We start from the raw sequence: 25,865 nt of genomic DNA on the forward strand, positions 1-25,865 counted from the left end.
CCGAGCGGATCCGCACCGTCGACGGCGGAACCCGTCGGCCACGCCCCAGAGGACCCCATGCTCCCTCCCTGCCCGACGACCGCCCGCCCGGCACCGACGGCGGCGCCGTGAGCCTTATCGTGCTGCTCGGCGGCGCGCTCGCGACGGTCGGCCTCACCATGCTGGCGACCCGTCTCATCGGGCGCGACGCCGGCTGGATCGCCGCGGCCGCGCTGGCCGCTCTGGCCGTGCTCGTGGGCGTCCAGGCCGCGCCCGTGATCGCGGGAGGCGAGGCGGTGCGCGAGACGATCGCGTGGATGCCCACCCTCGACATCGCCGTCCGCCTGCGGCTCGACGGGCTCGCCGCGCTGTTCCTCCTCATCGTGCTCGGCATCGGCGCGCTCGTCATGGCCTACTCCGCCCGGTATCTCTCCGAGCGCTCGGTGCACGCCCACACGGGCTACTTCGCGTGGATGCTCCTCTTCGCGTTCGCGATGACCGGGCTCGTCCTGGCAGATGACCTCGTGCTGCTCTTCGTCTTCTGGGAGCTCACGACCCTGTGCTCCTTCGCCCTCATCAACCGCTCGGGCCACCGGGCGAGCGCGCCGGCCGTGCGAACGCTGCTCATCACGGCCACCGGGGGTCTCGCGCTCCTCTTCGCCGTCGTCCTGATCGTCGTGCGCACGGGCACGACGGTGCTCAGCGACGCGCTGGGCGACGCCGCGTGGCAGACCGACGCGGGCTTCACGGCCGGCGTCGCCGTGCTCGTCGCCCTCGCCGCGATGACGAAGTCGGCGCAGTTCCCGTTCCACCTCTGGCTGCCCGACGCGATGGTCGCACCGACCCCGGTGAGCGCCTACCTGCACGCCGCGGCGATGGTGAAGGCCGGCATCTACCTGCTCATGCTCTTCTCGCCCGCGCTGGCCGGAACCGTCGTCTGGCAGTCGGTCCTCGTGACGACGGGTCTCATCACGGCGATCATGGGCGCGGTCTTCGCCCTGCGGCGCTTCGATCTGAAGGAGATCATGGCGTACTCGACGGTGAGCCAGCTCGGCTTCATCGTCGCGCTCATCGGCGTCGGAACGCCCTCCGCGCTGACCACCGCGGCGCTGTACACGCTCGCGCACGCGCTCTTCAAGGCATCGCTCTTCATGGTCGTCGGCATCGTCGACCGGCAGGCGGGCACGCGCGACATCCGGCTGCTCCGCGGACTGAGGAGAGCGCTGCCGAGCACCTTCGTCGCCACGGTGCTCGCCGGGCTGTCGATGGCCGGGGTGTTCCCGCTGCTCGGATTCGTCTCGAAGGAGTACCTGCTCGGCGGCATGCTCGAGCCGGGCGGGCCGGAATGGCTGGGCGCGCTCCTCGCGACCACGGCCGTGATCGGAGCGACCGCGACCTTCGCGTACACGGGGCGCATCATCCTCGGCGGGTTCACCGACTACCGGGGCACCGACCGCATCGACGAGGCCCTCGACACGCACCGGATGCCCCAGATCGTGTCGGAGGCCTCACCGCTGTTCCTCATCCCGGCCGTCGTCCCCGCGCTCCTCGGCCTGCTCCTCGGCCCGTCGGTCGCGATGCTCCGGCCGTTGACCGGAGCCGCGGGCAGCGCCGCCGCGGGGGAGACCTACGAGGCGAGCTTCGCGATCTTCAGCGGGTTCACGCCCGAGCTCGCCCTGTCGATCACGATCATCGTGCTCGGGCTCGTCGTGATCGGCCAGCGCCGACGGCTCGACCGGGTCTTCGAGGCGCGCATCCTGCCGTTCACGGCCATCGACGTCGTCGAGCGGATCCGCACCGGCGCGATCCGCCTCGGCAGGCGGGTCGGCGGTGCGACGCGCACGGATGCTCAGCCGCTGCACCTCGGCGTGCCGTGGCTGCTGCTCGCCCTCGTCATCGGCGCCGCGCTCGTGATGTCGCCCGCGGTGGGCGAGGTCGTCGAGCCGGGGGAGCCGTGGACGGACGCGCTGCTGCTCGGGCTGCTGGTCGTGACGGTGGTCCCGGCGGTGCTCACCCGATCGCGGCTGACCGCGCTCATCCTCGTCGGCGGCGCCGGCTTCGTCGTCGCCCTCTGGTTCTTCGCCCTCGGCGCCATCGACGTCGGGCTCACGCAGCTGCTCGTCGAGCTGCTGACGGTCGTCGCGCTCGTCCTCATCCTCCGGCGCCTGCCGCCGCTCTTCCACCGCGTGGCGCGCAGCCGCCAGCTGGCGAGCGCCGCCCTGGCAGTCGGCGTGGGCGCGGCCGCGACCGCCGCCACGCTGTTCTTCACCGGTCGGCGAGAGCTGTCCGCGGTGGGACGGTACTTCCTCGACGAGGCCTACGAGGACACCGGCGGCTCGAACGTCGTCAACACGATCCTCGTGGACTACCGGGCGCTCGACACCCTCGGCGAGCTCACCGTCATCGCCGTGACCGGCATCGTGCTCATGGGCGTCCTCGCCCGCCGGCCGCTGCTGCCCGAGCGCACACCCGACATCTCCCATTGGTCGAGAACCGCCCTCGCCCGCAGCACTGACAACACGCTGCCCATCCGGGTCGTCGCCCGCTGGGCCGCGCCCGTGGTCATCCTCCTCTCGCTGTACCTGCTGCTGCGCGGGCACTACGAACCGGGCGGCGGCTTCATCGCCGCGCTCGTCGGGGGCACCGGATTCGCCCTGGCCTACCTGGGCGCCGCCACCGATCGCCGGGCACCGATCACCTGGCCGTACCGGGGTCTGCTGGCCGCCGGCATCGTCGTCGGCGTCGCGAGCGGCATCGGCGGCTACCTCGTCGGCTCGTTCCTCAAGCCCGTGCGCTTCGGCATCCCCCTGCCGTGGGGCGGCGAGTACGGCTTCACCAGCGCGCTGATCTTCGACCTCGGCGTCTACTTCGCCGTCATCGCCATCGTCATCGCCGTGCTCAACGAGCTCGGCGGCGTCACCGAGCGGCGGGGGAGCGACGACGTCATCGAGGGCGCCGAGCCCACCGTCGATCCCGCATCCGACCCGAGCCGGAAGGAGGCGGTCTCATGAGTCTCGCCATCAGCATCGGCATCCTCACCGCCGCCGGGGTGTTCCTCGTACTGCAGCGCGGCATGATCCGCATCATCCTGGGCTTCGTCCTGCTCACCCATGCCGTCAACCTGCTCATCATCGCGGCGGGCGGGGTCGGCCGGCGCGAGGCGCCCTTCTTCGGCGGCGACACGAGCAGCGCCGCGGACGCCCTGCCGCAGGCGTTCGTGCTCACGGCCATCGTCATCGCCTTCGCGATCACCGTCGTCCTCGCGACCTTCGCCGTGATCGGGCGACGCGATGATGACACCGAGGCGGCCGATGAGTCGTCGCCGGTCGAGAGCGGCGCGGAGGCAGAGCGATGACCGGCGCGCTGCAGAGCCTCCTGCCGATGTTCGTCGGGGCCCCGCTGCTGCTGGGCGGCATCCTGCTAGTCGTGACGCGGCACCAACGTCTGCGCCAGGGCATCGGGATGGCGACGCTCCTGATCCTCCTCGGCGGCGCGATCGCGCTGCTGGTGATGACCGCCGACGGCTCCGTGGTCGCCGAGCAGATCGCCCTCTGGCCCGGCGGGGTGGCGATCCCGTTCATCGCGGACGCCTTCTCGAGCCTGATCCTCACTATCGCGCTCCTCGTGGCCGTCGTGAGCTACCAGTACCTGGTCGCCAGCCGCGAGGCGCGCGACCCCTCGATCACCTCCTTCGTGCTCGTCCTCATCGGCGGAGTCGCAGGCGCCCTGCTGACCGCCGATCTGTTCAACCTGTTCGTCTTCATCGAAGTGATGCTGCTGCCGTCCTACGGACTGCTCGTCATCCTCAGTCGCCGCGGCGACATGGCCGGCTCGCGCCTCTACGTGACGGTGAACCTGCTCGCCTCGACGCTCTTCCTCACCGGGGTCGGACTCATCTACGCCGTGGAGGGCACGGTCAATCTCGGCGAGCTCGCGGGAGCCGCCGACGACCCCGTCACCGCGATCGCGGCAGCGGTGTGCCTCTCGGCGATCGCCGTGAAGGCCGCGGTGTTCCCCGTGCACGGCTGGCTCGCGCGCGCGTACCGCTCGGCGTCCCCGGCCGTCGCCGCACTCTTCTCGGGTCTGCACACCAAGGTCGCGGTCTACATCATCTACCGCATCGTCTCGGTCGTCTTCGAGGGCGACGAGCGGTGGATGTCCGCGATCCTGATCCTCGCGGCGATCACCCTCGTCGTGGGAGCCCTGGCCGGCCTCGGCGAGCGCGAGGTGCGACCCATGCTGCTCTTCCAGATGGTGAGCGGGATCGGCTTCATCCTCGTCGGGGTGACGCTCTCCACGCCGCTCGGCCTCACGGCGGGGATCGCCTACATGGTGCACCACATGGTCGTCATGGGCTCGTTGCTGCTCGTCGCCAGCGCGATCGAGCAGACGTACGGCACGGGCCGCCTCGATCGTGTCTCCGGGCTGCGGTCGCGCGAGCCGCTGCTCACCGTCGCGTTCATCATCGCGGCGCTGTCGCTCGCGGGTCTGCCCCCGTTCTCCGGCTTCATCGCGAAGTACGCCCTCGTGCTCGCGAGTGCCGACGCCGGTCGGGTGCTCGTCGCCGGACTGCTCGTGCTCGTCAGCCTGCTCTCGCTCATGGCGATGATGCGGATCTGGGCGGACGTCTTCAACGGCAAACGCCACGCCGACGTCGAGCTGCTCGCCGCCGAGTCGCGTCTGCGGCTCGAGCGCGGGCTGTTCGACGACGAGCCGATCGATCGCGCGGCGGTGGCCGCCGAGGCGGAGGACGCCGTCGAGCGCCTGGCGCCGCCGAAGCGGGCGACCACGACGGAGGAGGATCCGCACGAGCACCGGGGCACACGCATCCCGACCGCCCTCATCGTGCCCGCCCTCCTCCTCGCCGCGGTCTCGGTCGGCCTCGGGCTCGGCGGCGAGCTGCTGCTCGCGATGTCGGAGCGGGCAGGGGCCGCGCTGCTCGACACCGCCGGGTACGTCAGGGCGGTGATGGGGCGATGATGAACTCCAGTTGGAGCCTGCCGCTGCGCTGCCTCGCCTTCATCGGGTGGTTCACCGGTCAGTTCCTCGTGACGAGCCTGCAGGTGAGCGCCCTGATCCTCACGCCCGGGCGCCAGCCGGAGCCGGGCATCGTCCGTTTCGCACTGGCGGAGCTCAGCGAGGCTGAACTCACCCTGCTCATCGCCCTGGTCACGATCACGCCCGACACTCTGGTCATCGCGGTCGACCGCGAGCGGCACGAGATGTTCGTGCACGGGATGTTCGTGGGAGACGATCCCGAGCAGCTGCGGGCCGGACTGCGCACGACCCAGGACCGCTTGATCCGCGGGGTCCGACGGCGACCCGACGCCGCGCCCGCACGGAAGGACGCCGCATGATCCCCGACGCCGTCGCCGCGATCGTCCTCGCCCTCCTGGCGCTGACCATCGTGCTCGCCGTGATCCGCATCGTGCGGGGCCCGACCGCCGGCGATTCCGCCGCGGCGGGCGACCTGATCTTCTTCGCCTTCATCGGCGTCGTCGCCGTCTTCGGTCTGCAGTTCGCGATCGGCGCGGTGATCGACATCATCCTCGTGGCGGCAGTGCTCGGGTTCCTCTCGATCCTCTCGCTCGCGCGACTGCTCCAAGGGGGCAAGCGATGACCGGCGAGCTCCTCGTGACCGTGCTCGGCAGCGCGCTCCTCATCAGCGGGGCGCTCGTCCTCGTCGTCGCGGGCATCGGCCTCATCCGGCTGCCCGACCTCTACACGAGGACCAGCGCCATCGGGACGGCGGCAGGACTCGGGGTCGCGCTGCTGATCCTCGGCGTCGTGGTGCTCGATTTCAGCATCCTGAATCTCATCAAGGGGCTGCTCGCCATCGTGGCGCAGCTGCTGACGAGCGCGATCGGCAGCTTCGCGCTCGCGCGAGCGGGCTACCTCACGGGCAGCGAGCCTGTCGCGACCACCTCGCCCGATGAGCTCCGCGATTCCGCCTCACGCGCTGATGCCGCGCGCTCCGACGGGACGCCGGACGGGGGAGGACGCAGGGGGACTGCATAGCCTCCGAGCACCGCTGCGAAACCCGATGTTTACATCGGGGCGGATCGCGTAACACTCGGGAAACACGGCGACACTCCCGCCGAAACCTCTCGCACGGACACTGAGGACGCGCCCGACCTCGTCGGGGGATCCACGACCCGCGGATCCCCGAGCCGGGCCGTCCTTCCCACGGTACAAGAGAGGTTCGACATGGATCAGGGCAACACCGCCTTCCTCCTGTTCGCCGCAGCACTCGTCCTGCTCATGACTCCCGGTCTCGCGTTCTTCTACGGAGGACTCGTCAAGGCCAAGAGCGTGATCAGCATGATGATGCTCAGCTTCGGAGCGATGGCCCTCATCGGAGTCCTCTGGGTGCTCTACGGCTACGCGATCACGTTCTCCAACGAGGGCGTCGGCGGCTTCGTCGGCGTCGACGGCATCCTCGGCATCGACACCGCGGAGATCGGACTCGCGGGCGTGTACGCCGAGGCCGGCGACCCGCAGGGCGGCTTCCCCCTGATCGCCTTCGCCGCCTTCCAGGCGACGTTCGCCATCATCACCGTGGCGCTCATCTCGGGCGCCATCGCCGACCGCGCGAAGTTCGGCGCCTGGATGGTCTTCGCGGGCCTGTGGGCGACGCTGGTGTACTTCCCGGTCGCCAGCTGGGTCTTCAACTTCACCCTCGGTGAGGACGGCAGCGTCGTCGACGGCGGCTGGATCGCCTACACGGTCGGCGCGATCGACTTCGCCGGCGGCACCGCGGTGCACATCAACGCCGGAGCGGCGGCGCTCGCGCTCGCCCTCGTGCTCGGCAAGCGCATCGGCTTCGCCAAGGGCGCGCACGTGCCGCACAACCCGCCGTTCGTGCTCCTCGGCGCCGGCCTGCTCTGGTTCGGCTGGTTCGGCTTCAACGCCGGCTCCGAGCTCGCCGCCGACGGCATCGCCGCGATCGCCTTCATGAACACGATCGCCGCCCCCGCCGCCGCCATCATCGGCTGGCTCATCATCGAGAAGATCAAGGACGGCAAGGCCACCTCGGTGGGCGCCGCCTCGGGCGCCGTCGCGGGCCTCGTCGCCATCACCCCGGCCTGCGCCGTGCTGACCCCCTTCTGGGCGATCGTGCTCGGGCTCGTCGCCGGTGTGCTCTGCGCGCTCGCCGTCGACCTGAAGTTCAAGCTCGGCTTCGACGACTCGCTCGACGTCGTGGGAATCCACCTCGTCGGCGGTCTCATCGGCACGCTCTACATCGGCCTCCTCGGCGAGGGCGTCGGCCTCTTCTTCGGCTTCGGTGCCGAGCAGCTCGGCAAGCAGGCCATCGCCGCCTTCGCGGTGATGATCTACTCCTTCGTGGTCGCCTACATCATCGGCCTCGCGATCGAGAAGACCATGGGCTTCCGCGTCACGCAGGAGGACGAGCTCGCGGGCATCGACCCCGTCGTCCACGGCGAGGAGGGCTACGTGCTCGAGACCCGCTAACGGTCCGAACGCACCACCCGGCGGGGCGCTACTCTACCCACAGAGAGCAGCGCCCCGCCTTCGTCTGCCTGCGGCCGAGCACGAGGAGCCCCGATGAGCGATCCGCTCCTGCAGCTGCTCTGCTCCGCTCTCGTCCTCCTCATCCCCCTCGGCGTCGGTCTCGTCCTGCCCGTCGTCGGCGCCGATCGTGTCGCCGCCGTCGCCTCGGGCGTCGTCGGGGGAGCGGCCCCGCTGCTCTCCGCCGCCGCCGTCGGGCACCTCGCGGATCCCCCCGCCCGCCTCCTCGATGCCGTCCTCGCCGCCTCGGTGACCGCGGTGGTCGCCCTGCTGGCGATGGCGCGACTCGGCCGCGTCGGGGGCGCCGTGTTCGCCGCGGGCTACGGGGCGCTCATCGGTCCGGTCGCTCTCGCCGCCGTGCTGGGGGAGTACCCGTCCATCGTCTCCACGGTCTTCGGTGCGATCGACTACGCCGGAGTCGTCGCCACCCACGTGGCACCCGCTGCAGCCCTGCTGGTGGTCGCCCTGCTCCCCGCGCGCAGCGCGGTGCCCGACCGCCCTCGCGCCTCCCCGCGCCGGTCCGCCCTGGGGTCCGCGCTCGTCGCCGTCGGTGCGCTCGGGTGGCTCGTCGGCGTCGAACGGGTCATCGACGAGGCGACGGGGCGGATCCTCGCCAACGGAGCCCTCGGGATCCTGCTCGCGACCGTCGCCTGGGTGGTGATGGAGCGCATCCGCTGGGCGCGCTTCACACCCGAGGGCCTCGTCGGGGGCGTTGTCGCCGGCTGGGCGGTGATCGGGGTCGGCGCACCGTTCCTCGCCCCGGTGGCGCTGGTCGCGACGGCCGTGCTCGGCGGACTGGCGGCGGGGGCCGCGCGCGGCGATCACCGTCGCAACGGCGCGGGGGTGGGGCCGGGAGCATCCCGCGCCGTCATCGCCGCCGCGCTGGCGGGAGGCGTCGTCACGTCGCTGCTCGCCGACGGCTTCGGACTGGCCGCAACGGGCACGCTCGTGCTCACCGCCGGTCAGATCGGGGCCGTCATGGGAACGGGGCTCGCGAGCGCCGTGCTGGCCCTCCCGTGCTGGGCCCTCGCCGCGGTCGTCCGAGAGGCGGCGGCGCACTGGTCGGCTCGGCGGCGGCGCGCTGCGATCGAGACGGCCGACGACGGGCGCTGAGTCCGGCTCGGCACGGAACGGGCTGCGAGGAGCATGAGCGGGAGTGGTGGGCGATACCGGACTCGAACCGATGACCTCTTCCGTGTGAAGGAAGCGCGCTACCAACTGCGCCAATCGCCCGTCGGCTCCCATCCTGCCATATCCGGAGGCCCTGCTCAGCACCACGGGAGGAGGGGAGGACACGCCCGGTCCGCTCGGTTTGGCATCCTCATCACGGGTCGGCTATGGTTTCAACGCACGCCGGAAACGGCGGGTGACATGCGGATGTGGCGCAGTGGTAGCGCATCACCTTGCCAAGGTGAGGGTCGCGAGTTCGAATCTCGTCATCCGCTCGAGTAGGGCCTCGCGGTAACGCGGGGCCCCGCCCACGGTGGCGTGGCCGAGAGGCGAGGCAGCGGCCTGCAAAGCCGTGCACACGGGTTCGAATCCCGTCGCCACCTCACCGCTGCCATGCACCACCGGCAGCACACCATCACACGATGGGCGATTGGCGCAGCGGTAGCGCGCTTCCCTGACACGGAAGAGGTCACTGGTTCGATCCCAGTATCGCCCACCAGCACAGCTCCTAACACTCGAAGCCCCCGGCCTGACCGGGGGTTTTCGCATTCCGTGGGTCCCGATCCCGCTGATGATCGCGCGCGGCCGCCGCCGGTAGGCTCGTACGGTCCCTGCCGCCCGTCCTGAGGAGCACCGTGTCCGAGCCCGTCGCCGAGCATCCCGCCGCCCCCTCGCCCGAGGGCGCGCCGGCCACGACGACCAACGCCCCGGCACCCGTCACGGCGACGGAGGAGACCGACGGCTTCGGCCTGTTCGCGGACCGCTCGGTCGTCGCGATGCGCGTCGACGGCGAGCTGCGCGACCTCGCGCACCGGGTTCAGCCCGGCACCCTCGTCGAGCCCGTGACGATCTCCTCGCCCGACGGCCTCGCCATCCTGCGCCACTCGGCCGCGCACGTGCTCGCCCAGGCGGTGCAGCAGATCAACCCCGAGGCGCGGCTGGGCATCGGCCCGCCGGTCACCGACGGCTTCTACTACGACTTCGACGTCGCCGAGCCCTTCACGCCCGAGCAGCTCAAGGAGCTGACGAAGGCGATGGAGCGCATCATCCGCCAGGGCCAGCGCTTCGTTCGCCGCGTCGTCACCGAGGACGAGGCCCGCGCCGAGCTCGTTGATGAGCCGTACAAGCTCGAGCTCATCGGGCTCAAGGGTGCGGCCGCCGAGGGCGCGGACGGCGAGAGCGTCGAGGTCGGCGGCGCCGAGCTGACGATCTACGACAACGTCGACCCTCGCTCGGGCGAGGTGCACTGGAAGGACCTCTGCCGAGGCCCGCACCTGCCGAGCACGCGCATGATCGGCAACGGCTTCGCCCTGCAGCGCGTCGCCGCCGCCTACTGGCGCGGCTCGGAGAAGAACCCGCAGCTGCAGCGCATCTACGGCACGGCCTGGCCGTCCAAGGACGAGCTGCGCGCGTTCCAGTCGCGCCTCGAGGAGGCCGCGAAGCGCGACCACCGCAAGCTCGGCGTCGAGCTCGACCTGTTCTCCTTCCCCGACGAGATCGGCTCGGGCCTCGCGGTGTTCCACCCGAAGGGCGGCATCATCCGGGCCGAGATCGAGGACTACATGCGCGAGCGCCTCGTCGAGAACGGCTACGAGCTCGTCTACTCGCCGCACATCACGAAGGGCCAGCTCTTCGAGACGAGCGGCCACCTGCAGTGGTACGAGGACGGCATGTTCCCGGCGATGCACCTCGACGAGGAGCGCGACGCCGAGGGCAACGTCACCAAGCAGGGGCAGAACTACTACCTCAAGCCGATGAACTGCCCGTTCCACAACCTGATCTTCCGGGCGCGCGGGCGCAGCTACCGCGAGCTGCCGCTGCGGCTCGCGGAGTTCGGGACCGTCTACCGCTACGAGAAGAGCGGCACGCTCTCGGGCCTCACGCGCGTGCGCGGCCTCACCCAGGACGACGCCCACATCTACGTCACGCCCGACCAGGTGAAGGCCGAGGTCGCGAGCCAGCTGCAGTTCGTGCTCGAGACGCTGCGCGGCTACGGCCTCGACGACTTCTACCTCGAGCTCTCGACGAAGAACCCGGAGAAGTACGTCGGCGACGACGCGGTCTGGGACCAGGCGACCGACACCCTGCGCGAGGTCGCGATCGAGTCGGGCCTCGAGCTCGTGCCCGATCCCGGGGGAGCGGCCTTCTACGGCCCGAAGATCTCGGTTCAGGCCCGCGACGCGATCGGCCGCACCTGGCAGCTCTCGACGGTGCAGCTCGACTTCAACCAGCCCGAGCGCTTCGACCTGCAGTACACCGCGACCGACGGCACGCGCCAGCAGCCCGTCATGATCCATCGCGCGCTGCTGGGCTCGATCGAGCGCTTCTTCGCGATCCTGCTCGAGCACTACGCGGGCGCGTTCCCGGCCTGGCTCGCGCCCGAGCAGGTCGTCGGCATCCCCGTGGCCGAGGATCACGCCGAGCACCTCGAGGACGTCATCGCGCAGCTGCGTGCCGCGGGAGTGCGGGCGCACGTCGACCGCTCCGACGACCGCATGCAGAAGAAGATCCGCACGCACACCACGGGCAAGGTGCCGTACCTCCTGCTCGCGGGCGCGGAGGACGTCGCGAACGGCGCCGTGAGCTTCCGCTTCCGCGACGGCACGCAGGTGAACGGCGTGCCCGTCGCCGAGGCGATCGCCCGCATCACGAGCACGATCGCCTCGCGGTCGGCCGAGCTGTAGGCGGGCATCCCCTCATGACCGGTACGGATGCCCCGCCCCCCTCGCTCGACGGCGTCGACGCCGAGCCGGGCGCCGCGTTCGCGGCGGTGCCCGACGCGTTCCAGCGCCTGTGGACCCCGCACCGCCTCGTCTACATCGAGAACGGCCAGCAGCCGGAGGACGACGCCTGCCCCTTCTGCCGTGCGCCGGAGATGCCCGACGAGCAGGCGCTCATCGTCGCACGGGGCGAGCACGCCTACGTGCTGCTCAACCTGTTCCCGTACAACAGCGGCCACCTGCTGGTCTGCCCGTACCGCCACATCGCGACCTACGACGAGGCCAGCCCTGCGGAGGTCGCCGAGATCGGCGCGCTCACGCAGACCGCGATGCGCGTGCTCACCGAGACGGCGCACTGCCAGGGCTTCAACATCGGCATGAACCAGGGCCGCATCGCGGGGGCGGGCATCGCGGCGCACCTGCACCAGCACATCGTGCCGCGGTGGGCGCTCGACTCGAACTTCTTCCCCATCATCGCCGGCACCAAGGCCGTGCCCCGCCTGCTGGGGGAGGTGCGCGACGAGATCGCGCGCGCCTGGCCCTCAGACAGCGCGCAGTAGACTCGGCCCGCCGCCACGCACACCACTCCGCGCGCCCCTCGCGCGCGTCTGACAGCGCCGAATCCCGGCGCGGATGAAAGGGCACACACGCAATGAGCGAGACCACCTCCCCGGGCATCCAGGGCACCCCCCGCGTCAAGCGCGGCCTCGCCGACATGCTCAAGGGCGGCGTGATCATGGACGTCGTCAACGCCGAGCAGGCGCGCATCGCGGAGGACGCGGGCGCCGTGGCCGTCATGGCCCTCGAGCGCGTGCCGGCCGACATCCGCGCGCAGGGCGGCGTCGCCCGCATGAGCGACCCCGACCTGATCGACGAGATCATCGCGACCGTCTCCATCCCCGTCATGGCGAAGGCCCGCATCGGCCACTTCGTCGAGGCGCAGGTGCTGCAGTCGCTCGGCGTCGACTACATCGACGAGTCCGAGGTGCTGAGCCCCGCCGACTACGTCAACCACATCGAGAAGCAGGACTTCACGGTGCCCTTCGTCTGCGGCGCGACCAACCTGGGCGAGGCGCTTCGCCGCATCACCGAGGGCGCGGCGATGATCCGCTCCAAGGGCGAGGCCGGCACGGGCGACGTCTCCGAGGCGACCAAGCACATCCGCACCATCCTCGGTGAGATCCGCGCGCTCGCGGCGAAGACCCCCGACGAGTGGTACGTCGCCGCCAAGGAGCTCCAGGCGCCCTACGACCTCGTCGCCGAGGTCGCGCGCACCGGCAAGCTGCCCGTCGTGCTCTTCACCGCGGGCGGCGTCGCCACCCCGGCCGACGCCGCGATGATGATGCAGCTCGGCGCCGACGGCGTCTTCGTCGGCTCGGGCGTGTTCAAGTCGGGCAACCCGGCAGCCCGCGCCGCCGCCATCGTCAAGGCGACCGCCGCGTACGAGGACGCCGACGTCATCGCCGAGGCCTCGCGCGGCCTCGGCGAGGCGATGGTCGGCATCAACGTCGCCGACCTCCCCGCCCCGCACCGCCTCGCCGAGCGTGGCTGGTAGCACCCCGCCCGTCACCGTCGGCGTCCTCGCCCTGCAGGGCGACGTGCGCGAGCACCTCTCGGTGCTGCGCACCCTGCAGGTCGAGGCCGTCGAGGTGCGCCGGCCCGCCGACCTCGAGCGCGTCGACGGCCTCGTGATCCCCGGCGGCGAGTCGAGCGTCATGGACAAGCTCGTCCGGCTCTTCGGTCTGCAGGCGCCGCTGCGCGCCCGCATCGCCGAGGGGATGCCCGTCTACGGCACCTGCGCCGGCCTCATCCTGCTCGCCGACACGATCGAGAACCCCATCGCGGGGCAGCAGTCGCTCGGCGGGCTGGACGCGGTCGTGCGCCGCAACGCCTTCGGATCCCAGTCGGACTCGTTCGAGACCGACCTCGACGTGCCCGCCCTCGGCGAGGCCCCCGTGCACGCGACCTTCATCCGGGCGCCCGTGGTCGAGAGCGTCGGCGCCGGCGTCGAGGTGCTCGCGCGGCTCGACGACGGCCGCATCGTCGCCGTCGAGCAGGGCCCGCTGCTCGGTACCTCCTTCCACCCCGAGGTCGAGGGGGAGGACCGCTTCCACCGCCGGTTCCTCGAGAAGGTGCGCTCCGCCGCCGCGTCGCGCCGCTGAGCCGCGCCCCTCGGGGCACCATGGGCTCGTGCAGCTCTACTCGGACTACCCGCGCCGGCGCACGGCGCAGATCGCCGCCGATGCAGTCGCCTTCGTGCTGGTCGTCGTCAGCATCACGACCGCCCTCGCCCTCGCCGCCGCGATCCGCTCGTTCGCGCAGTTCGGGCGCGACCTCGAGGCGGCGGGCGGCTCGTTCCGCGACGGGCTCGGCGACGCGGCCGAGCAGCTGGGCGGGGTGCCGCTCATCGGCGAGGGCATCCGCGCGCCGCTCGACGCCGCCGCGGGCGCCGGGGGAGCGGTCGTCGACGCCGGGCGGGGCCAGCAGGATCTCGTCGAGACGGTCGCGCAGACGGTCGGGGCGGTCGCCGTGCTCGTGCCGCTGGCGATCATCGCCCTCGTGTGGCTGCTGCCGCGCATCCGCTTCGTGCGCCGAGCGGGCCGGGTGCGCCGGATGCTCGCCGCGGGCCTCGGCGCCGACACCCTCGCCGCGCGCGCCGTCGCGACCGCGCCGCTGCGCCGGCTCACGGCCGTGCATCCCGACCCCGGGTCGGCCTACCGGGCCGGAGACGCCGGAGTGATCCGCGCGCTCGCGGCCCTCGAGCTCGAGCGCGCCGGCATCCGCGCGGACGCCCTGCCCTAGACTGGGGCGGTTGTCCCCCAGCGTTGAAGGAGCCCCATGTCCGGCCATTCCAAGTGGGCGACGACGAAGCACAAGAAGGCGATCATCGACAGCCGCCGTGCCAAGTCGTTCGCGAAGCTCATCAAGAACATCGAGGTCGCCGCGAAGATCGGCGGCGCCGACATGAACGGCAACCCGACGCTCGTCGACGCCGTGCAGAAGGCCAAGAAGACCTCGGTGCCGAACGACAACATCGACCGCGCCATCAAGCGCGGCGCGGGCCTCACGGGCGACTCGGTCGACTACCAGACCATCATGTACGAGGGTTACGGCCCCGGCGGTCTGGCCCTGCTCATCGAGTGCCTCACCGACAACCGCAACCGCGCGGCGGCCGAGGTGCGCACGGCGATGAGCCGCAACGGCGGCACCATGGCCGACCCGGGCAGCGTCGCCTACAACTTCGCCCGCAAGGGCGTCATCTCGATCACGAAGACCGAGGCCGTCACCGAGGACGACATCCTGCTCGCCGTGCTCGACGCGGGCGCCGAGGAGGTCGTCGACCAGGGCGGCGGCTTCGAGGTCGTCACCGATCCCTCGCAGCTGACCGCGGCCCGCGCGGCCCTCACCGAGGCCGGCATCGAGTACGACGAGGCCGAGGCCGAGTTCGTCGCGAGCGTGCAGATCGAGGCCGACGCCGACACGGCGCGCAAGCTGTTCCGCCTCGTCGACGCGATGGACGAGCTCGACGACGTGCAGAACGTCTACACGAACGTCTCCCTGACCCCCGAGGTGCGCGCGGCGCTCGACGACGACGAGGAGTAGGCGCCCGTGGCCCTGCGGGTGCTCGGCGTCGACCCCGGGCTGACGCGCTGCGGCGTCGGAGTCGTCGACATCGCGCCCGACCGCGGGGCGACCCTCGTGCACGTCAGCGTCATCCGCACCGACCCCGCGACGCCGCTCGAGCAGCGCGTCCTCGCGATCGCTGAGGGGGTTGCCGCCCTCCTCGACGAGCACGCCCCGCACGTCGTCGCGCTCGAGCGGGTCTTCGCGCAGAACAACGTGCGCACGGTCATGGGCACGGCCCAGGCGAGCGGCGTCGTGCTGAGCGCGGCCGCCGCCCGCGGGCTCGCCGTCGCGCTGCATACGCCGAGCGAGGTCAAGGCCGCGGTCACCGGCCACGGCGGCGCCGACAAGAAGCAGGTCTCGGCCATGGTGCAGCGCATCCTGCGATTGGATGCCCCGCCCACGCCCGCCGACGCCGCCGACGCCCTGGCGCTCGCGATCTGCCACGGGTGGCGCCGCGCTGCGGTCGCCCCCGCCGGCGTGGCGGGGCCGGATCAGCTCACGCCCGCCCAGCGAGCGTGGCGCGCGGCCGAGAAGTCGGCGGCCGCCCCTAGGGTCGAGGGGTGATCGCCAGCCTCCGCGGAACCCTTGTCTCGCTCGGCACCTCGCGCGCCGTCGTCGAGGTGAACGGCATCGGGTACGGCGTCGCGATCTCCGAGCGCCACGCGCTCGAGCTGCACCTCGGCGAGACGGTGCAGCTGCGCACCGCGATGATCGTGCGCGAGGACGACATCAGCCTGTTCGGCTTCGTCGACGAGCTCGAGCTCGGCCTGTTCGAGCTGCTGCGCACCGTCGGCGGCGTCGGCCCGAAGTCGGCGCTCGGCGTGCTCGGGCAGATGGAGCCCGCCGCGATCGCCCGCGCCATCGCCGAGGGCGATGACGCACCGTTCCGCAAGGTCTCGGGCATCGGTCCGAAGACCGCCAAGCTCATCGTCGTGACGCTCGCCGGCAAGGTCGTCGCGCCCGCCGGGGCACCGCCCGTGGTCGGCGCTCCGCCCCAGAGCGCCTCGACCCGCACCGCGGGCGCGCTCGTCGACGCCCTCACGGGCCTCGGCTGGCCCGAGCGCAGCGCCATCGAGGCCGCCGAGAGCGTGCTCAACGCGGAGGCCGGTGCCGAGGCGCAGCCGCTGCCCGTGCTGCTGCGGCGCGCCCTCGCCGAGCTGGGGCCGCGGGCATCCCGCCCCGATGAGCGCGGAGCGCGCTCGTGAGCGACGAGATCCGCCGGCCCGAGGCCGATGACACCGAGCTCGCCTTCGAGGGCGCGCTGCGACCGCAGAGCCTCGACGAGTTCGTCGGGCAGCAGAAGGTGCGCCGGCAGCTCGAGCTGCTGCTGCAGGCCGCCGTGCTGCAGAACCGGGCCCCCGACCACATCCTGCTCGCCGGCCCGCCCGGGCTCGGCAAGACGACGCTCGCGATGATCGTCGCCCACGAGGGCCGCCGCCCGCTGCGCATGACGAGCGGCCCGGCCATCCAGCACGCGGGCGATCTCGCGGCCGTGCTCTCCTCGCTCGTGCCGGGCGAGGTGCTCTTCATCGACGAGATCCACCGCATGGCCCGCTCGGCCGAGGAGATGCTCTACCTCGCCATGGAGGACTTCCGCGTCGACATCATGGTCGGGAAGGGCGCGGGGGCCACGAGCATCCCGCTCGAGCTCGCCCCCTTCACGCTCGTCGGCGCGACGACCCGCTCGGGCCTGCTGCCGAACCCCCTGCGCGACCGCTTCGGCTTCACCGCGCACCTCGAGTTCTACGAGCCCGGCGAGCTGTTCCGCGTCATCGAGCGGGCCGCGACGCTGCTGCGCCTCGACGTCGACGGGGATGCCCTGCACGAGATCAGCGGGCGCAGCCGGGGCACCCCCCGCATCGCCAACCGCCTGCTGCGCCGAGTGCGCGACTACGCCCTCGTGCACGGCGGGCGGGCGGATCGCACGGCGGTGCGCGCCGCGCTCGAGCTCTACGACGTCGACGAGCAGGGGCTCGACCGGCTCGACCGCGCCGTGCTGCACGTCATCGTCGACCGCTTCGCCGGCGGGCCCGTCGGCCTCTCGACCCTCGCCGTGTCGGTGGGGGAGGAGGCCGAGACGATCGAGGCCGTGGTGGAGCCGTTCCTCGTGCGATCCGGCCTGCTGGCGCGCACCCCGCGCGGGCGCGTCGCGACCGCGGAGGCCTGGCGGCACCTCGGGCGCGAGCCCGAGGGCGGTTCGGGGCATGACCTATAGTTGACGGCAGGTCGCACCGGAGCATCCATCGCATGCAGGTGACCGCCGTGATGGCACGACCGCCGACATCCCCCGAAAGGCTCACCACCCCATGGATCCGTTGACCATCGTCATGCTGGCCGTCCTGGCCCTGCTCATCTTCTTCATGTTCCGCAACTCGAAGAAGCGCAAGGAGGCCATCGCCGAGCTGCAGGACAAGATGGTCCCCGGCGCCGAGGTGATGACGAACTTCGGTCTCTTCGGCACCCTCGTCTCCGTCGACGAGGAGAACAACATCGCGGTCATCGAGACCTCGCCCGGCGTGACCGCGCGCGTGCACCGTCAGACGCTCGCCCGCGTCGTCGAGGACGACGAGGCCCTGGAGGCCGAGGGCGAGGTCGACTCCGACGCGGCCGAGCACGAGGCGCCGCAGCTCAACGTGTCGAGCGCCGACAGCGTCGGCGACGAGAAGCGCCCCGGCGACAAGTAGCCCCCAGCGCTCCGCGGCGCGCCCGTCATCGCACGGCGCGCCCTTTCGATCCTGCAGAAATGAGTTCCTGAGGTGGCACGAAGCACTCCCGAGCGCAAGGCCCTGCGCTCCCTGGTCTGGCTGCTCGTCATCATCGTCGCCCTCATCGGCGCCAATGGTGCGAGCGTCGCCTTCAACAACGGCGCGTGGACCCCGAAGCTCGCCCTCGACCTCGAGGGCGGCACGCAGCTGATCCTCACTGCGCAGCTGGAGTCGGGGGCGCAGCCCTCGCAGGAGCAGATGGATCAGGCCGTTGGGATCATCCGCCAGCGCGTCGACGCCGCGGGCGTGAGCGAGTCGGAGATCAACACCCAGGGCGGCACGAACATCGTCGTCTCCATCCCCGGATCCCCCGACGAGGCCACGCTCGAGCGCATCCGCCGATCGGCGCAGCTCGAGTTCCGTCCGGTGCTCGCCGCCGACCTCGCCTCCCAAAGCACGATCGACGAGGGCGCCGATCCCAGTGCGAGCCCGAGTCCCGACGGGACCGGCCCCTTGCCTAGCGCGAGCGACCCCTCGGTCGCGCCGAGCGCGTCTGCCGAGAGCGAGGCCGCTCCGGATGGCCCGGCCGAAGAGGGAGTGACCGAGGAGAACCCGGCCCCCACCCCGAGTGTCGAGCCGACCGACGCGAGCGACCTGAACTGGATCTCGCCGGAGCTGCAAGAGCGGTTCGAGGGCTTCGATTGCGCGACCCTCGACGAGACGGGCACGAACATCGCCCCCCGCGACGAGCCCCTCATCACGTGCGAGGAGCAGGGCGAACAGGACATCAAATACATCCTCGGACCCGTGGAGGTCACAGGCGAGGCGATCGATGGCGCCACGGCGGGCCTCGTGCCCTCCTCGACGGGAGCGACCACGAACGAGTGGGGCGTCTTCATCGACTTCGACGGGGAGGGATCGCAGCAGTTCCGCACTGTGACGGAACGGCTCGTTGCTTTGCAGGGCGTGCGCAACCAGTTCGCGATCGTTCTCGACGGCCGCGTCATCAGCGCGCCCCAGACCAACGTCGCGATCACCGACGGTAATCCGCAGATCTCAGGCAACTTCACACAGGAGAGCTCGCAGACGCTCGCCGACCAGCTGCGCTTCGGCGCCCTCCCGATCGGGTTCGAGCTGCAGTCGAGCGAGAACATCTCCGCGACGCTCGGCATCTCGCAGCTGCAGAGCGGCGTCATCGCCGGCCTCATCGGCCTGCTGCTCGTCGTCCTGTACGCCTTCGGCCAGTACCGCGCCCTCGGCGGCGTCACCGTCGCCTCGCTCATGATCGCCAGCGTCCTCACCTACCTGGTCATCACGTACCTCTCGAACGAGTCGGGCTACCGCCTGTCGCTCGCCGGCGTCGCGGGACTCATCATCTCGGTCGGCGTCATCGCGGACTCGTTCATCGTCTACTTCGAGCGCATCCGGGACGAGCTGCGCGACGGACGCCGCGTCGACGGCGCGGTCGAGGCCGGCTGGCGCCGCGCCTTCCGCACCATCCTCATCTCCGACGTGATCAACGTCATCGCGGCGATCGTGCTGTTCGTGCTCGCGGTCGGCAACGTGCGCGGCTTCGCCTTCACGCTCGGCATCATCACGGTCATCGACCTCGTGGTCGTGGCGCTCTTCACGCACCCGCTCATGCAGCTCGTGGCGCGCACCCCGTTCTTCACGAACGGGCACCGCCTCAGCGGCCTCGATCCGAAGGCGCTCGGCGCGGTGTACCGGGGTCGCGCGCAGTTCCGACCCTCGGTCGAGGTGGGAGCGACGAAGAAGGCCTCGAGCAGTCGGGAGGCGCAGAAGCGCCAGACCATCGCCGAGCGCAAGGCGGCGCAGGAGCGCGGCGAAGGGACGGACGCCTGATGAGCAGGTTCACCACATTCGGCAACGACCTCTACACGGGGGCGCGCTCGATCGACTTCGTCGGCCGCCGCAAGCTCTGGTACGCGATCGCGCTCGTGCTCATCGTGCTCACGGTGCTCATCACGGTCGTGCGCGGCGGCTTCAACCCCGGCATCGAGTTCCGCGGCGGATCCGAGTTCCGCGTCTCCTCGGTGGCCGAGGCCGCGCAGGATCCCGCGGCGGCGACCGCCCAGGGCGAGGAGGTCGTCGGCGAGCTCGTCGAGGGCTCGAGCCCCCGCGTCTCGATCGTCGGCGGCGACTCCGTGCGCATCCAGACCGAGCAGCTCACCCCGGAGGAGACCCTCCAGGTGCAGTCGGCCCTCGCGGAGTCGTTCGACGTCGCCCCCGAGCAGGTCAGCGCCTCCTTCATCGGCGCCACCTGGGGCCAGGACATCACGCGCCAGGCGCTCATCGCGCTCGTCGTCTTCCTCACCCTCGCGAGCCTCGTGCTGGCGGTCTACTTCCGCACCTGGAAGATGTCGGTCGCCGCGCTCATCGCGCTCGCCCACGACCTCGTGCTCACCGCGGGCATCTACGGCGTCTTCGGCTTCGAGATCACGCCGGCGGCGGTGATCGGGTTCCTCACCATCCTCGGGTACTCGCTCTACGACACGGTCGTCGTGTTCGACAAGGTGCGCGAGAACACGGGCGAGGACGGCGTCGAATCGCGCCGCACCTTCGCGCAGTCGGTGAACCTCGCCGTCAACCAGACGCTCGTACGATCGATCAACACCTCGATCATCGCGACGCTGCCGGTCGCGGCCATCCTCATCATCGGGGCGCTGCTGCTCGGCGCGGGCACGCTGTTCGACATCGCCCTGGCGCTGTTCATCGGCACCATCGTCGGCACCTACTCGTCGATCTTCATCGCGGCCCCGCTCTACGTGCAGTTGCGTGAGAACGAGCCCGAGGTGCAGAAGCAGGGCGCCCGCACGCAGCGCGCGCTCAGCGACTCCGGCGCCGTCCGCTGAGCGGCACCGACGCGCCGGATCGCACAGCCGCCCGAGCGTACAATCACGCGGGAGGAGGCCGCCCCATGACGGAGACGACGCAGGGCCAGGCGCCGGGTGCGCCCGGCACGTCGCCCGCGAGCGCCTCGGCCCCGCCGACGCAGAGCACCGCGAGCCTTCGCGCCCTCCTTCCCCGCCTGTTCTCCCGCGCCCAGCCCGTGGGCGGCTTCGAGCGCCTGGTGAAGACCGTGCGATCGCAGAACCCGAAGGCCGACATCGCCCTGCTCGAGCGGGCCTACCAGGTCGCCGAACGCGCGCACCGCGGCCAGAAGCGCAAGAGCGGCGAGCCGTACATCACGCACCCCGTGGCCGTCACGCAGATCCTCGCCGAGCTCGGCATCGGGGTGAAGACGCTCGCCGCCTCCCTGCTGCACGACACCGTCGAGGACACCCCCTACACGCTCGACCAGCTGCGAGCCGACTTCGGCGACGAGATCGCGATGCTCGTCGACGGCGTCACCAAGCTCGACAAGGTCAAGTACGGCGATGCCGCGCAGGCCGAGACGGTGCGCAAGATGATCGTCGCGATGTCGAAGGACATCCGGGTGCTGCTCATCAAGCTCGCCGACCGCCTGCACAACGCGCGCACCTGGGGCTTCGTCGAGGGGGAGTCCGCCCGGCGCAAGGCGCAGGAGACCATCGACATCTACTCGCCGCTCGCCCACCGGCTCGGCATCTCCACGATCAAGTGGGAGCTGGAGGACCTCTCGTTCGCCGTGCTGCAGCCGAAGCTGTACGTCGAGATCGAGAGCCTCGTGCGCAACCGCACGCCCGAGCGCGAGGCGTTCGTGCAGCAGGTCATCGATGCCGTGACGAGCGACCTGCGCCAGTCGCGCATCAAGGCGCAGATCGTCGGCCGGCCGAAGCAGTACTACTCGATCTACCAGAAGATGGTCAACCGCGGTCGCGACTTCGACGAGATCTACGACCTCACCGGCATCCGCATCCTCGTCAACTCCATCCGCGACTGCTACGCCGTGCTCGGCGCGGTGCACGCGCGCTGGAACCCGATGCCCGGTCGCTTCAAGGACTACATCGCGACCCCGAAGTTCAACCTGTACCAGTCGCTGCACACGACGGTCTTCGGGCCGGGCGGCCGCCCCGTCGAGATCCAGATCCGCACCCAGGAGATGCACCAGCGCGCCGAGTTCGGCGTCGCGGCGCACTGGAAGTACAAGGAGCGGATGAACTCGGGCCGCAGCGAGCTCGATGGCGGCCGCAGCGACACCGACATGGCCTGGCTCGCGCACATCAGCGACTGGCAGGCCGAGACGAGCGACCCGGGCGAGTTCCTCGACAACCTGCGCTACGAGATCGGCGCGAAGGAGGTCTACGTCTTCACGCCGCAGGGCAAGGTCATCGGCCTGCCGAGCGGCGCGACGCCCGTCGACTTCGCCTACGCCGTGCACACCGAGGTCGGGCATCGCACGATGGGCTCGAAGGTCAACGGGCGCCTCGTGCCGCTCGAGACGGTGCTGAGCTCGGGCGACACCGTCGAGGTCTTCACCTCGAAGAACCCCGACGCCGGGCCGAGCCAGGACTGGCTGGCCTTCGTCACCAGCCAGCGCGCCCGCTCGAAGATCCGGCAGTGGTTCACGAAGGAGCGCCGCGACGAGGCGGTCGAGCAGGGCAAGGACGCGATCGCCCGGGCGATGCGCAAGCAGAACCTGCCGCTGCAACGGCTCATGGCGCAGGACTCCCTCGCGCACGTCTCCTCCCAGCTGCGCTACGAGACGGTCGAGGCCCTCTACGCCGCGGTCGGCGAGGGCCACGTCTCGACGCAGTCGGTGATCGAGAAGATCGTCGCCGCGCTGCACGTGGAGTCGGAGAGCGAGGACGAGGCCTTCGTCGTGCCGACACGGGCGCGCACGCCCGTGCGCGCGAGCGACTCGGGCGTGCTCGTGCGCGGCGCCCCCGACATCCTGGTGAAGCTCGCCAAGTGCTGCACCCCGGTGCCGGGCGACGCCATCGTCGGCTTCGTCACGCGCGGGCAGGGCGTCAGCGTGCACCGGGGCGACTGCACCAACGTGCAGTCACTGCTCGCGGAGCCGGATCGCATCATCGAGGTCGAGTGGGCCCCGACGACGAAGAGCGTCTTCCTCGTGCAGATCCAGGTCGAGGCTCTCGACCGCTCGGGCCTGCTCTCGGACGTGACGCGCGTGCTCTCCGAGCACCACGTCAACATCCTGTCGGCGAGCGTCAACACCTCACGCGACCGCCTCGCCCTCAGCCGGTTCGTCTTCGAGATGGGCGATACGACGCACCTCGACCGCGTGCTCAACGCCGTGCGCCGCATCGACACCGTCTACGACGTCTACCGCGTCAGCAACGGCTGACCCGGGTCGCTCGGCCGCCAGCAGCTCGGCGGCCGCCCGCACGCGATCGTGGGCGCGGCGGCGACCCGCGGAGCTCGGCCGGCGGTCGGCGATCATTCCGACGCGCATGGCCGAGAGCCCGTGCCGGCGCATGCCGGCGGCGATGAGCACCACCACGTCGTCGCCCTCGTCGTGCCGGGCGAGGTCGACGATCGTGCGCGCAGGGCTCGTGACGGCGACACCGCCGGGACGCTGCAGCTCGTCGCCGTCGATGACGACCTCGCGGGCGCGGAAGCCCCGGCGGTGGGTCGTCGAGATGCGCGCGCTCGCGTCGATGCAGATGGCGACGCCGACCCGTCGGCTCGTCCACCCCCAGACCCACGCGGCGGTGCGGTCGGCGATGATCGCGCGCGGCGGCAGCTCCGGGCGCAGGGAGAGCGCCCGGGCGGCCGCGCTCGGGGGCAGATCGGCGGGCTGCCATCCGGCCCCGATCGCGAACAGCTCGCCGTCGAGCTCGGCGGCGCGCAGCTCGACGGCGGAGAGGAGCGGGGGATGGAGGACGGCGGGGAGGAGTCGGCTCATGCCCGCGAGGATCGCGCGCCGAGCATCCCGATGCCGACCCCGCGGCCGATCGGGGGAGAACGCGACGAGAGGGCCGCCCTGGGGATAACCCCGGGACGGCCCTCTCGGGACGCGGGCGACCGGATTCCGGTCGTTCGGCCCCGTGCGCCTAGCGGTCGACCGCCGAGAGCCAGGCCCGACGCGCCTCGAGCGCCTCGGTCAGCTCAGCGGTGCGCGCGGCGTCCTTCGCGGCGGTCGCGGCGGCGAGGTCGGCCTCGAGCGCGGCGATCGCGTCCTGCAGCTGGCCCGCGAGCCCCTCGGCGCGCGCCTTCTTCTCGGGGTCGTTCTTCTTCCAGTGATCCTCTTCGAGGGTGCGCACGGCCGTCTCGATCGCCCGCAGGCGGTCCTCCACGACGCGGACCTGGTCGCGGGGGACCTTGCCGATCGCGTCCCACTTGCGCTGGATGCCCGTCAGGGTCGCGCGGGCCTTGACCCGGTCGGTGGCCTTCAGCAACGGCTCGGCCTCGATGAGCAGGGCCTTCTTCGCCTCGAGGTTGGCGCTGAACTCCTCGTTCTCCTGCGCGTCGACCTCGGCCTTGGCCGCGTAGAGCACGTCGCCCGCGGCCTTGAAGGCGGCCCACAGCGCGTCGTCGACCTTCTTGCCGGCGCGGCCCGCGAGCTTCCACTCGTCGAGCAGCCGGCGGTACGCGGGGATGCCGCCGGTGCCCTGCGGCGCGAGCGCCTCGGCCTGCGCCACGAGGGCCTGCTTGCGCTGCTTGGCCTCCTTGTGCTCGGCGTCGAGGCCGGCGAAGAACGAGCGACGGTGCGTCTCGACGGTGCTGCGGGCGGTGCGGAACCGCTTCCACAGCTCGTCGGCCTCCTTCTTCGGCAGGCGGGGACCGTTCTGCTGGTGGTCCTTCCACTGCGCGAAGAGCGTCTCGAGGGTCGCGGTCGCCTGCTTCCACTGGATGCTCTGCGGATCCTTCGCGGCCAGCGCCTCCGCCTCGACCACGAGGCCGGTGCGGTGCTCGAGCGCGGCCGCGACGGCGGCGCGCTGCTCGGCCTGCTGCTCCTCCGTGAGCTTCTCGACGGCACCCGTGAGGGCGCCGACCCGCGTGCGCAGGGCCTCGAGGTCGCCGACGGCCGCGGGCTCCTCGAGCGCCGCGGTGAGCGAGTGGACGGTCTTCACGACGTCGGCGGCGGGGGCGCCGCCCTTGGCGCGCTGCTCGAGCAGGCGCACCTGGCCCTCGAGCTCGGTGAACTTGCGGGTGAAGTACGCGAGCGCCTCCTCCGGGGTGCCGTCGGGGTACTGGCCCACGGCGCGCTCGGCTCCGCGATCGGTCACGTACACGGTGCCGGTCTCATCGACCCGGCCCCAGACGGTCTGCTGGTTCTCTGCCACCACGCCTCTTATCCCCATCGACTGCACCGGCTCGCCGTGCGCGCGCCGGACGGTTGTTCAGCATATTCCACCGCCCGTCGGGCGGAGGGCGGCCCGGAGGCGACGCCCGGTTTCGCTACTGGATCGTGATGCCGCTGATGAGCGCGGGGTTCGCGGGCCGCCCGTCGGGCGCGCCGTTCTCGGTGCCGCCCTCGACGATCCCGGTGCGCAGCCCCTCGAGGCCGCTCGTGACCCGCCCGAGCACGGTGTAGCCGCCGGCGGCGTCCGAGGGGATGCTCGACTCCTCGTAGACGATGAAGAACTGGCTGCCCTGGCTCTCGGCGTCGCCGCCCTGCCGCGCCATGGCGAGCACGCCCTCGGCGTAGACGTCGTCCGCGGGCGCGTTCTCGATGGGCCCGAAGCGGTAGTCGGGGCCGCCGGCGCCGGTGCCGTCGGGGTCGCCGCACTGCAGCACGAAGATGCCCTCGGTGGTGAGGCGGTGGCAGGACGTGCCGTCGAAGAAGCCGTCCTGGGCGAGCGTCACGAAGGAGGCGACGGCCTGCGGGGCGGCGGCGCCGTCGAGCTCGATGCCGAGCGGGTCGATGCCCTCGATCGCGAGCTCGCCCGTCCAGGTGCGGTTCTCGCTGAGCGCCGGGTCGGGGGCCTGCGCGGCGGCGTCGTCGCTCGGCGCGGGGCTCGCGCTGGGCGAGGCGTCAGGGGAGGGGCTCGCGCTCGGCGCGGTCTCGGGCGCGCCCGGCCCGGCGCCGAAGTAGAGCAGCTGCGCGCCGACGGCGAGCGCGATCACGAGCAGCCCGACGACGAGGCCGAGCAGGTTGTCGCGACGGCGCCGGTCGATCTGCGTGCGGTGCACGGTCTGCCGCGCCTCGTAGCGCTTCAGCCGCTCGCGCGCCTCGCGCGCCTCGCGGTCCTGCCCTGCGATCCGTGCCACCGATTGCCTCCTCGTC

At 71.6% G+C, this 25,865-nt stretch carries 23 protein-coding genes and 4 tRNA genes; 24 read left to right on the forward strand and 3 right to left on the reverse strand.

Annotation, left to right across the window (positions count from 1 at the left end; translation table 11 throughout):
* Positions 1 to 107 precede the first annotated feature (107 nt).
* The 8 genes from HGB54_RS06405 to HGB54_RS06440 all read left to right on the forward strand — a co-directional run bounded on the left by HGB54_RS06405 (position 108) and on the right by HGB54_RS06440 (position 8,622).
* Positions 108 to 2,990 (forward strand): DUF4040 family protein, encoded by a 2,883-nt coding sequence (locus HGB54_RS06405; RefSeq protein ID WP_228545707.1) that lies wholly within the window; start codon positions 108 to 110, stop codon positions 2,988 to 2,990.
* Entirely contained in the window at positions 2,987 to 3,334 is a 348-nt protein-coding gene (locus HGB54_RS06410; protein WP_168915701.1) for a sodium:proton antiporter, read from the forward strand. The genes HGB54_RS06405 and HGB54_RS06410 overlap by 4 nt, the downstream gene beginning before the upstream one ends.
* Entirely contained in the window at positions 3,331 to 4,959 is a 1,629-nt protein-coding gene (locus HGB54_RS06415) for a monovalent cation/H+ antiporter subunit D family protein (protein WP_168915702.1), read from the forward strand. Before HGB54_RS06410 ends, HGB54_RS06415 begins: the two co-directional genes overlap by 4 nt.
* Entirely contained in the window at positions 4,956 to 5,336 is a 381-nt protein-coding gene (locus tag HGB54_RS06420) for a Na+/H+ antiporter subunit E (protein ID WP_168915703.1), read from the forward strand. The genes HGB54_RS06415 and HGB54_RS06420 overlap by 4 nt, the downstream gene beginning before the upstream one ends.
* Positions 5,333 to 5,599 carry a monovalent cation/H+ antiporter complex subunit F gene (locus HGB54_RS06425; protein ID WP_168915704.1) on the forward strand — a complete coding sequence of 89 codons (267 nt, stop codon included), beginning with the start codon at positions 5,333 to 5,335 and terminating at the stop codon, positions 5,597 to 5,599. Before HGB54_RS06420 ends, HGB54_RS06425 begins: the two co-directional genes overlap by 4 nt.
* Positions 5,596 to 5,997 carry a cation:proton antiporter gene (locus HGB54_RS06430; RefSeq protein WP_168915705.1) on the forward strand — a complete coding sequence of 134 codons (402 nt, stop codon included), beginning with the start codon at positions 5,596 to 5,598 and terminating at the stop codon, positions 5,995 to 5,997. The genes HGB54_RS06425 and HGB54_RS06430 overlap by 4 nt, the downstream gene beginning before the upstream one ends.
* Positions 5,998 to 6,186: 189 nt before the next feature.
* Positions 6,187 to 7,452 carry an ammonium transporter gene (locus HGB54_RS06435; RefSeq protein WP_168915706.1) on the forward strand — a complete coding sequence of 422 codons (1,266 nt, stop codon included), beginning with the start codon at positions 6,187 to 6,189 and terminating at the stop codon, positions 7,450 to 7,452.
* A gap of 93 nt (positions 7,453 to 7,545) precedes the next feature.
* A complete protein-coding gene (locus HGB54_RS06440) occupies positions 7,546 to 8,622 on the forward strand; it encodes a hypothetical protein (protein WP_168915707.1) in 1,077 nt (358 codons plus the stop codon).
* Positions 8,623 to 8,666: 44 nt separating this feature from the next.
* Here HGB54_RS06440 and HGB54_RS06445 read toward each other — a convergent pair.
* Positions 8,667 to 8,742, reverse strand: a tRNA-Val gene (locus HGB54_RS06445).
* Positions 8,743 to 8,882: 140 nt separating this feature from the next.
* Between HGB54_RS06445 and HGB54_RS06450 the strand changes: the two genes are divergently transcribed.
* From HGB54_RS06450 to HGB54_RS06525, 16 genes are all read left to right on the forward strand, one after another.
* Positions 8,883 to 8,954, forward strand: a tRNA-Gly gene (locus tag HGB54_RS06450).
* A gap of 37 nt (positions 8,955 to 8,991) precedes the next feature.
* Positions 8,992 to 9,062, forward strand: a tRNA-Cys gene (locus HGB54_RS06455).
* A gap of 41 nt (positions 9,063 to 9,103) precedes the next feature.
* Positions 9,104 to 9,178 (forward strand) — tRNA-Val (locus HGB54_RS06460).
* A 277-nt stretch (positions 9,179 to 9,455) separates the two neighbouring features.
* Positions 9,456 to 11,363 carry a threonine--tRNA ligase gene (gene thrS / locus HGB54_RS06465; protein ID WP_228546008.1) on the forward strand — a complete coding sequence of 636 codons (1,908 nt, stop codon included), beginning with the start codon at positions 9,456 to 9,458 and terminating at the stop codon, positions 11,361 to 11,363.
* Positions 11,364 to 11,377: 14 nt separating this feature from the next.
* Positions 11,378 to 11,959: an HIT family protein gene (locus tag HGB54_RS06470; protein ID WP_168915709.1), complete on the forward strand. Its 582-nt coding sequence runs from the start codon at positions 11,378 to 11,380 to the stop codon at positions 11,957 to 11,959.
* Between the two features lie 92 nt (positions 11,960 to 12,051).
* A complete protein-coding gene (gene pdxS, locus HGB54_RS06475) occupies positions 12,052 to 12,954 on the forward strand; it encodes a pyridoxal 5'-phosphate synthase lyase subunit PdxS (protein ID WP_168915710.1) in 903 nt (300 codons plus the stop codon).
* Positions 12,944 to 13,561 carry a pyridoxal 5'-phosphate synthase glutaminase subunit PdxT gene (gene pdxT / locus HGB54_RS06480; RefSeq protein ID WP_168915711.1) on the forward strand — a complete coding sequence of 206 codons (618 nt, stop codon included), beginning with the start codon at positions 12,944 to 12,946 and terminating at the stop codon, positions 13,559 to 13,561. The genes pdxS and pdxT overlap by 11 nt, the downstream gene beginning before the upstream one ends.
* Positions 13,562 to 13,589: 28 nt before the next feature.
* The gene (locus HGB54_RS06485; RefSeq protein ID WP_168915712.1) at positions 13,590 to 14,201 is read left to right on the forward strand and encodes a hypothetical protein; all 612 of its coding nucleotides are present in this window, start codon (positions 13,590 to 13,592) and stop codon (positions 14,199 to 14,201) included.
* A gap of 36 nt (positions 14,202 to 14,237) precedes the next feature.
* Positions 14,238 to 15,002, forward strand: coding sequence for a YebC/PmpR family DNA-binding transcriptional regulator (locus tag HGB54_RS06490; RefSeq protein WP_168915713.1), 765 nt, complete (start codon positions 14,238 to 14,240; stop codon positions 15,000 to 15,002).
* Positions 15,003 to 15,008: 6 nt separating this feature from the next.
* The gene (ruvC, locus tag HGB54_RS06495) at positions 15,009 to 15,590 is read left to right on the forward strand and encodes a crossover junction endodeoxyribonuclease RuvC (RefSeq protein ID WP_168915714.1); all 582 of its coding nucleotides are present in this window, start codon (positions 15,009 to 15,011) and stop codon (positions 15,588 to 15,590) included.
* The gene (gene ruvA / locus HGB54_RS06500) at positions 15,587 to 16,231 is read left to right on the forward strand and encodes a Holliday junction branch migration protein RuvA (RefSeq protein WP_168915715.1); all 645 of its coding nucleotides are present in this window, start codon (positions 15,587 to 15,589) and stop codon (positions 16,229 to 16,231) included. The genes ruvC and ruvA overlap by 4 nt, the downstream gene beginning before the upstream one ends.
* Positions 16,228 to 17,241 (forward strand): Holliday junction branch migration DNA helicase RuvB, encoded by a 1,014-nt coding sequence (gene ruvB, locus HGB54_RS06505; protein ID WP_168915716.1) that lies wholly within the window; start codon positions 16,228 to 16,230, stop codon positions 17,239 to 17,241. The genes ruvA and ruvB overlap by 4 nt, the downstream gene beginning before the upstream one ends.
* 91 nt (positions 17,242 to 17,332) lie before the next feature.
* Positions 17,333 to 17,710, forward strand: a complete 378-nt coding sequence (gene yajC / locus HGB54_RS06510) for a preprotein translocase subunit YajC (protein ID WP_168915717.1) — start codon at positions 17,333 to 17,335, stop codon at positions 17,708 to 17,710.
* A gap of 72 nt (positions 17,711 to 17,782) precedes the next feature.
* Positions 17,783 to 19,594 carry a protein translocase subunit SecD gene (secD, locus tag HGB54_RS06515; protein WP_168915718.1) on the forward strand — a complete coding sequence of 604 codons (1,812 nt, stop codon included), beginning with the start codon at positions 17,783 to 17,785 and terminating at the stop codon, positions 19,592 to 19,594.
* The gene (secF, locus tag HGB54_RS06520; RefSeq protein ID WP_168915719.1) at positions 19,594 to 20,604 is read left to right on the forward strand and encodes a protein translocase subunit SecF; all 1,011 of its coding nucleotides are present in this window, start codon (positions 19,594 to 19,596) and stop codon (positions 20,602 to 20,604) included. Before secD ends, secF begins: the two co-directional genes overlap by 1 nt.
* A 65-nt stretch (positions 20,605 to 20,669) precedes the next feature.
* Positions 20,670 to 22,979: a RelA/SpoT family protein gene (locus HGB54_RS06525; protein ID WP_168915720.1), complete on the forward strand. Its 2,310-nt coding sequence runs from the start codon at positions 20,670 to 20,672 to the stop codon at positions 22,977 to 22,979.
* Between the two features lie 709 nt (positions 22,980 to 23,688).
* Here HGB54_RS06525 and HGB54_RS06530 read toward each other — a convergent pair.
* Positions 23,689 to 24,921, reverse strand: a complete 1,233-nt coding sequence (locus HGB54_RS06530) for a DUF349 domain-containing protein (protein WP_168916862.1) — start codon at positions 24,919 to 24,921, stop codon at positions 23,689 to 23,691.
* A gap of 115 nt (positions 24,922 to 25,036) precedes the next feature.
* Positions 25,037 to 25,849 (reverse strand): peptidylprolyl isomerase, encoded by an 813-nt coding sequence (locus HGB54_RS06535; protein WP_228545708.1) that lies wholly within the window; start codon positions 25,847 to 25,849, stop codon positions 25,037 to 25,039.
* Positions 25,850 to 25,865 lie beyond the last annotated feature (16 nt).

This window comes from Microcella flavibacter, assembly GCF_012530535.1.
Taxonomy (GTDB): domain Bacteria; phylum Actinomycetota; class Actinomycetes; order Actinomycetales; family Microbacteriaceae; genus Microcella; species Microcella flavibacter.

What these genes read in the sequence shown, in the direction of transcription:
- HGB54_RS06410 (WP_168915701.1), top strand. Translation starts at nt 2,987, where the DNA reads ATGAGTCTCGCCATCAGCATCGGCATCCTCACCGCCGCCGGGGTGTTC.
- HGB54_RS06415 (WP_168915702.1), top strand. Translation starts at nt 3,331, where the DNA reads ATGACCGGCGCGCTGCAGAGCCTCCTGCCGATGTTCGTCGGGGCCCCG.
- HGB54_RS06420 (WP_168915703.1), top strand. Translation starts at nt 4,956, where the DNA reads ATGATGAACTCCAGTTGGAGCCTGCCGCTGCGCTGCCTCGCCTTCATC.
- HGB54_RS06425 (WP_168915704.1), top strand. Translation starts at nt 5,333, where the DNA reads ATGATCCCCGACGCCGTCGCCGCGATCGTCCTCGCCCTCCTGGCGCTG.
- HGB54_RS06430 (WP_168915705.1), top strand. Translation starts at nt 5,596, where the DNA reads ATGACCGGCGAGCTCCTCGTGACCGTGCTCGGCAGCGCGCTCCTCATC.
- HGB54_RS06435 (WP_168915706.1), top strand. Translation starts at nt 6,187, where the DNA reads ATGGATCAGGGCAACACCGCCTTCCTCCTGTTCGCCGCAGCACTCGTC.
- HGB54_RS06440 (WP_168915707.1), top strand. Translation starts at nt 7,546, where the DNA reads ATGAGCGATCCGCTCCTGCAGCTGCTCTGCTCCGCTCTCGTCCTCCTC.
- thrS (WP_228546008.1), top strand. Translation starts at nt 9,456, where the DNA reads ATGCGCGTCGACGGCGAGCTGCGCGACCTCGCGCACCGGGTTCAGCCC.
- HGB54_RS06470 (WP_168915709.1), top strand. Translation starts at nt 11,378, where the DNA reads ATGACCGGTACGGATGCCCCGCCCCCCTCGCTCGACGGCGTCGACGCC.
- pdxS (WP_168915710.1), top strand. Translation starts at nt 12,052, where the DNA reads ATGAGCGAGACCACCTCCCCGGGCATCCAGGGCACCCCCCGCGTCAAG.
- HGB54_RS06490 (WP_168915713.1), top strand. Translation starts at nt 14,238, where the DNA reads ATGTCCGGCCATTCCAAGTGGGCGACGACGAAGCACAAGAAGGCGATC.
- yajC (WP_168915717.1), top strand. Translation starts at nt 17,333, where the DNA reads ATGGATCCGTTGACCATCGTCATGCTGGCCGTCCTGGCCCTGCTCATC.
- secF (WP_168915719.1), top strand. Translation starts at nt 19,594, where the DNA reads ATGAGCAGGTTCACCACATTCGGCAACGACCTCTACACGGGGGCGCGC.
- HGB54_RS06525 (WP_168915720.1), top strand. Translation starts at nt 20,670, where the DNA reads ATGACGGAGACGACGCAGGGCCAGGCGCCGGGTGCGCCCGGCACGTCG.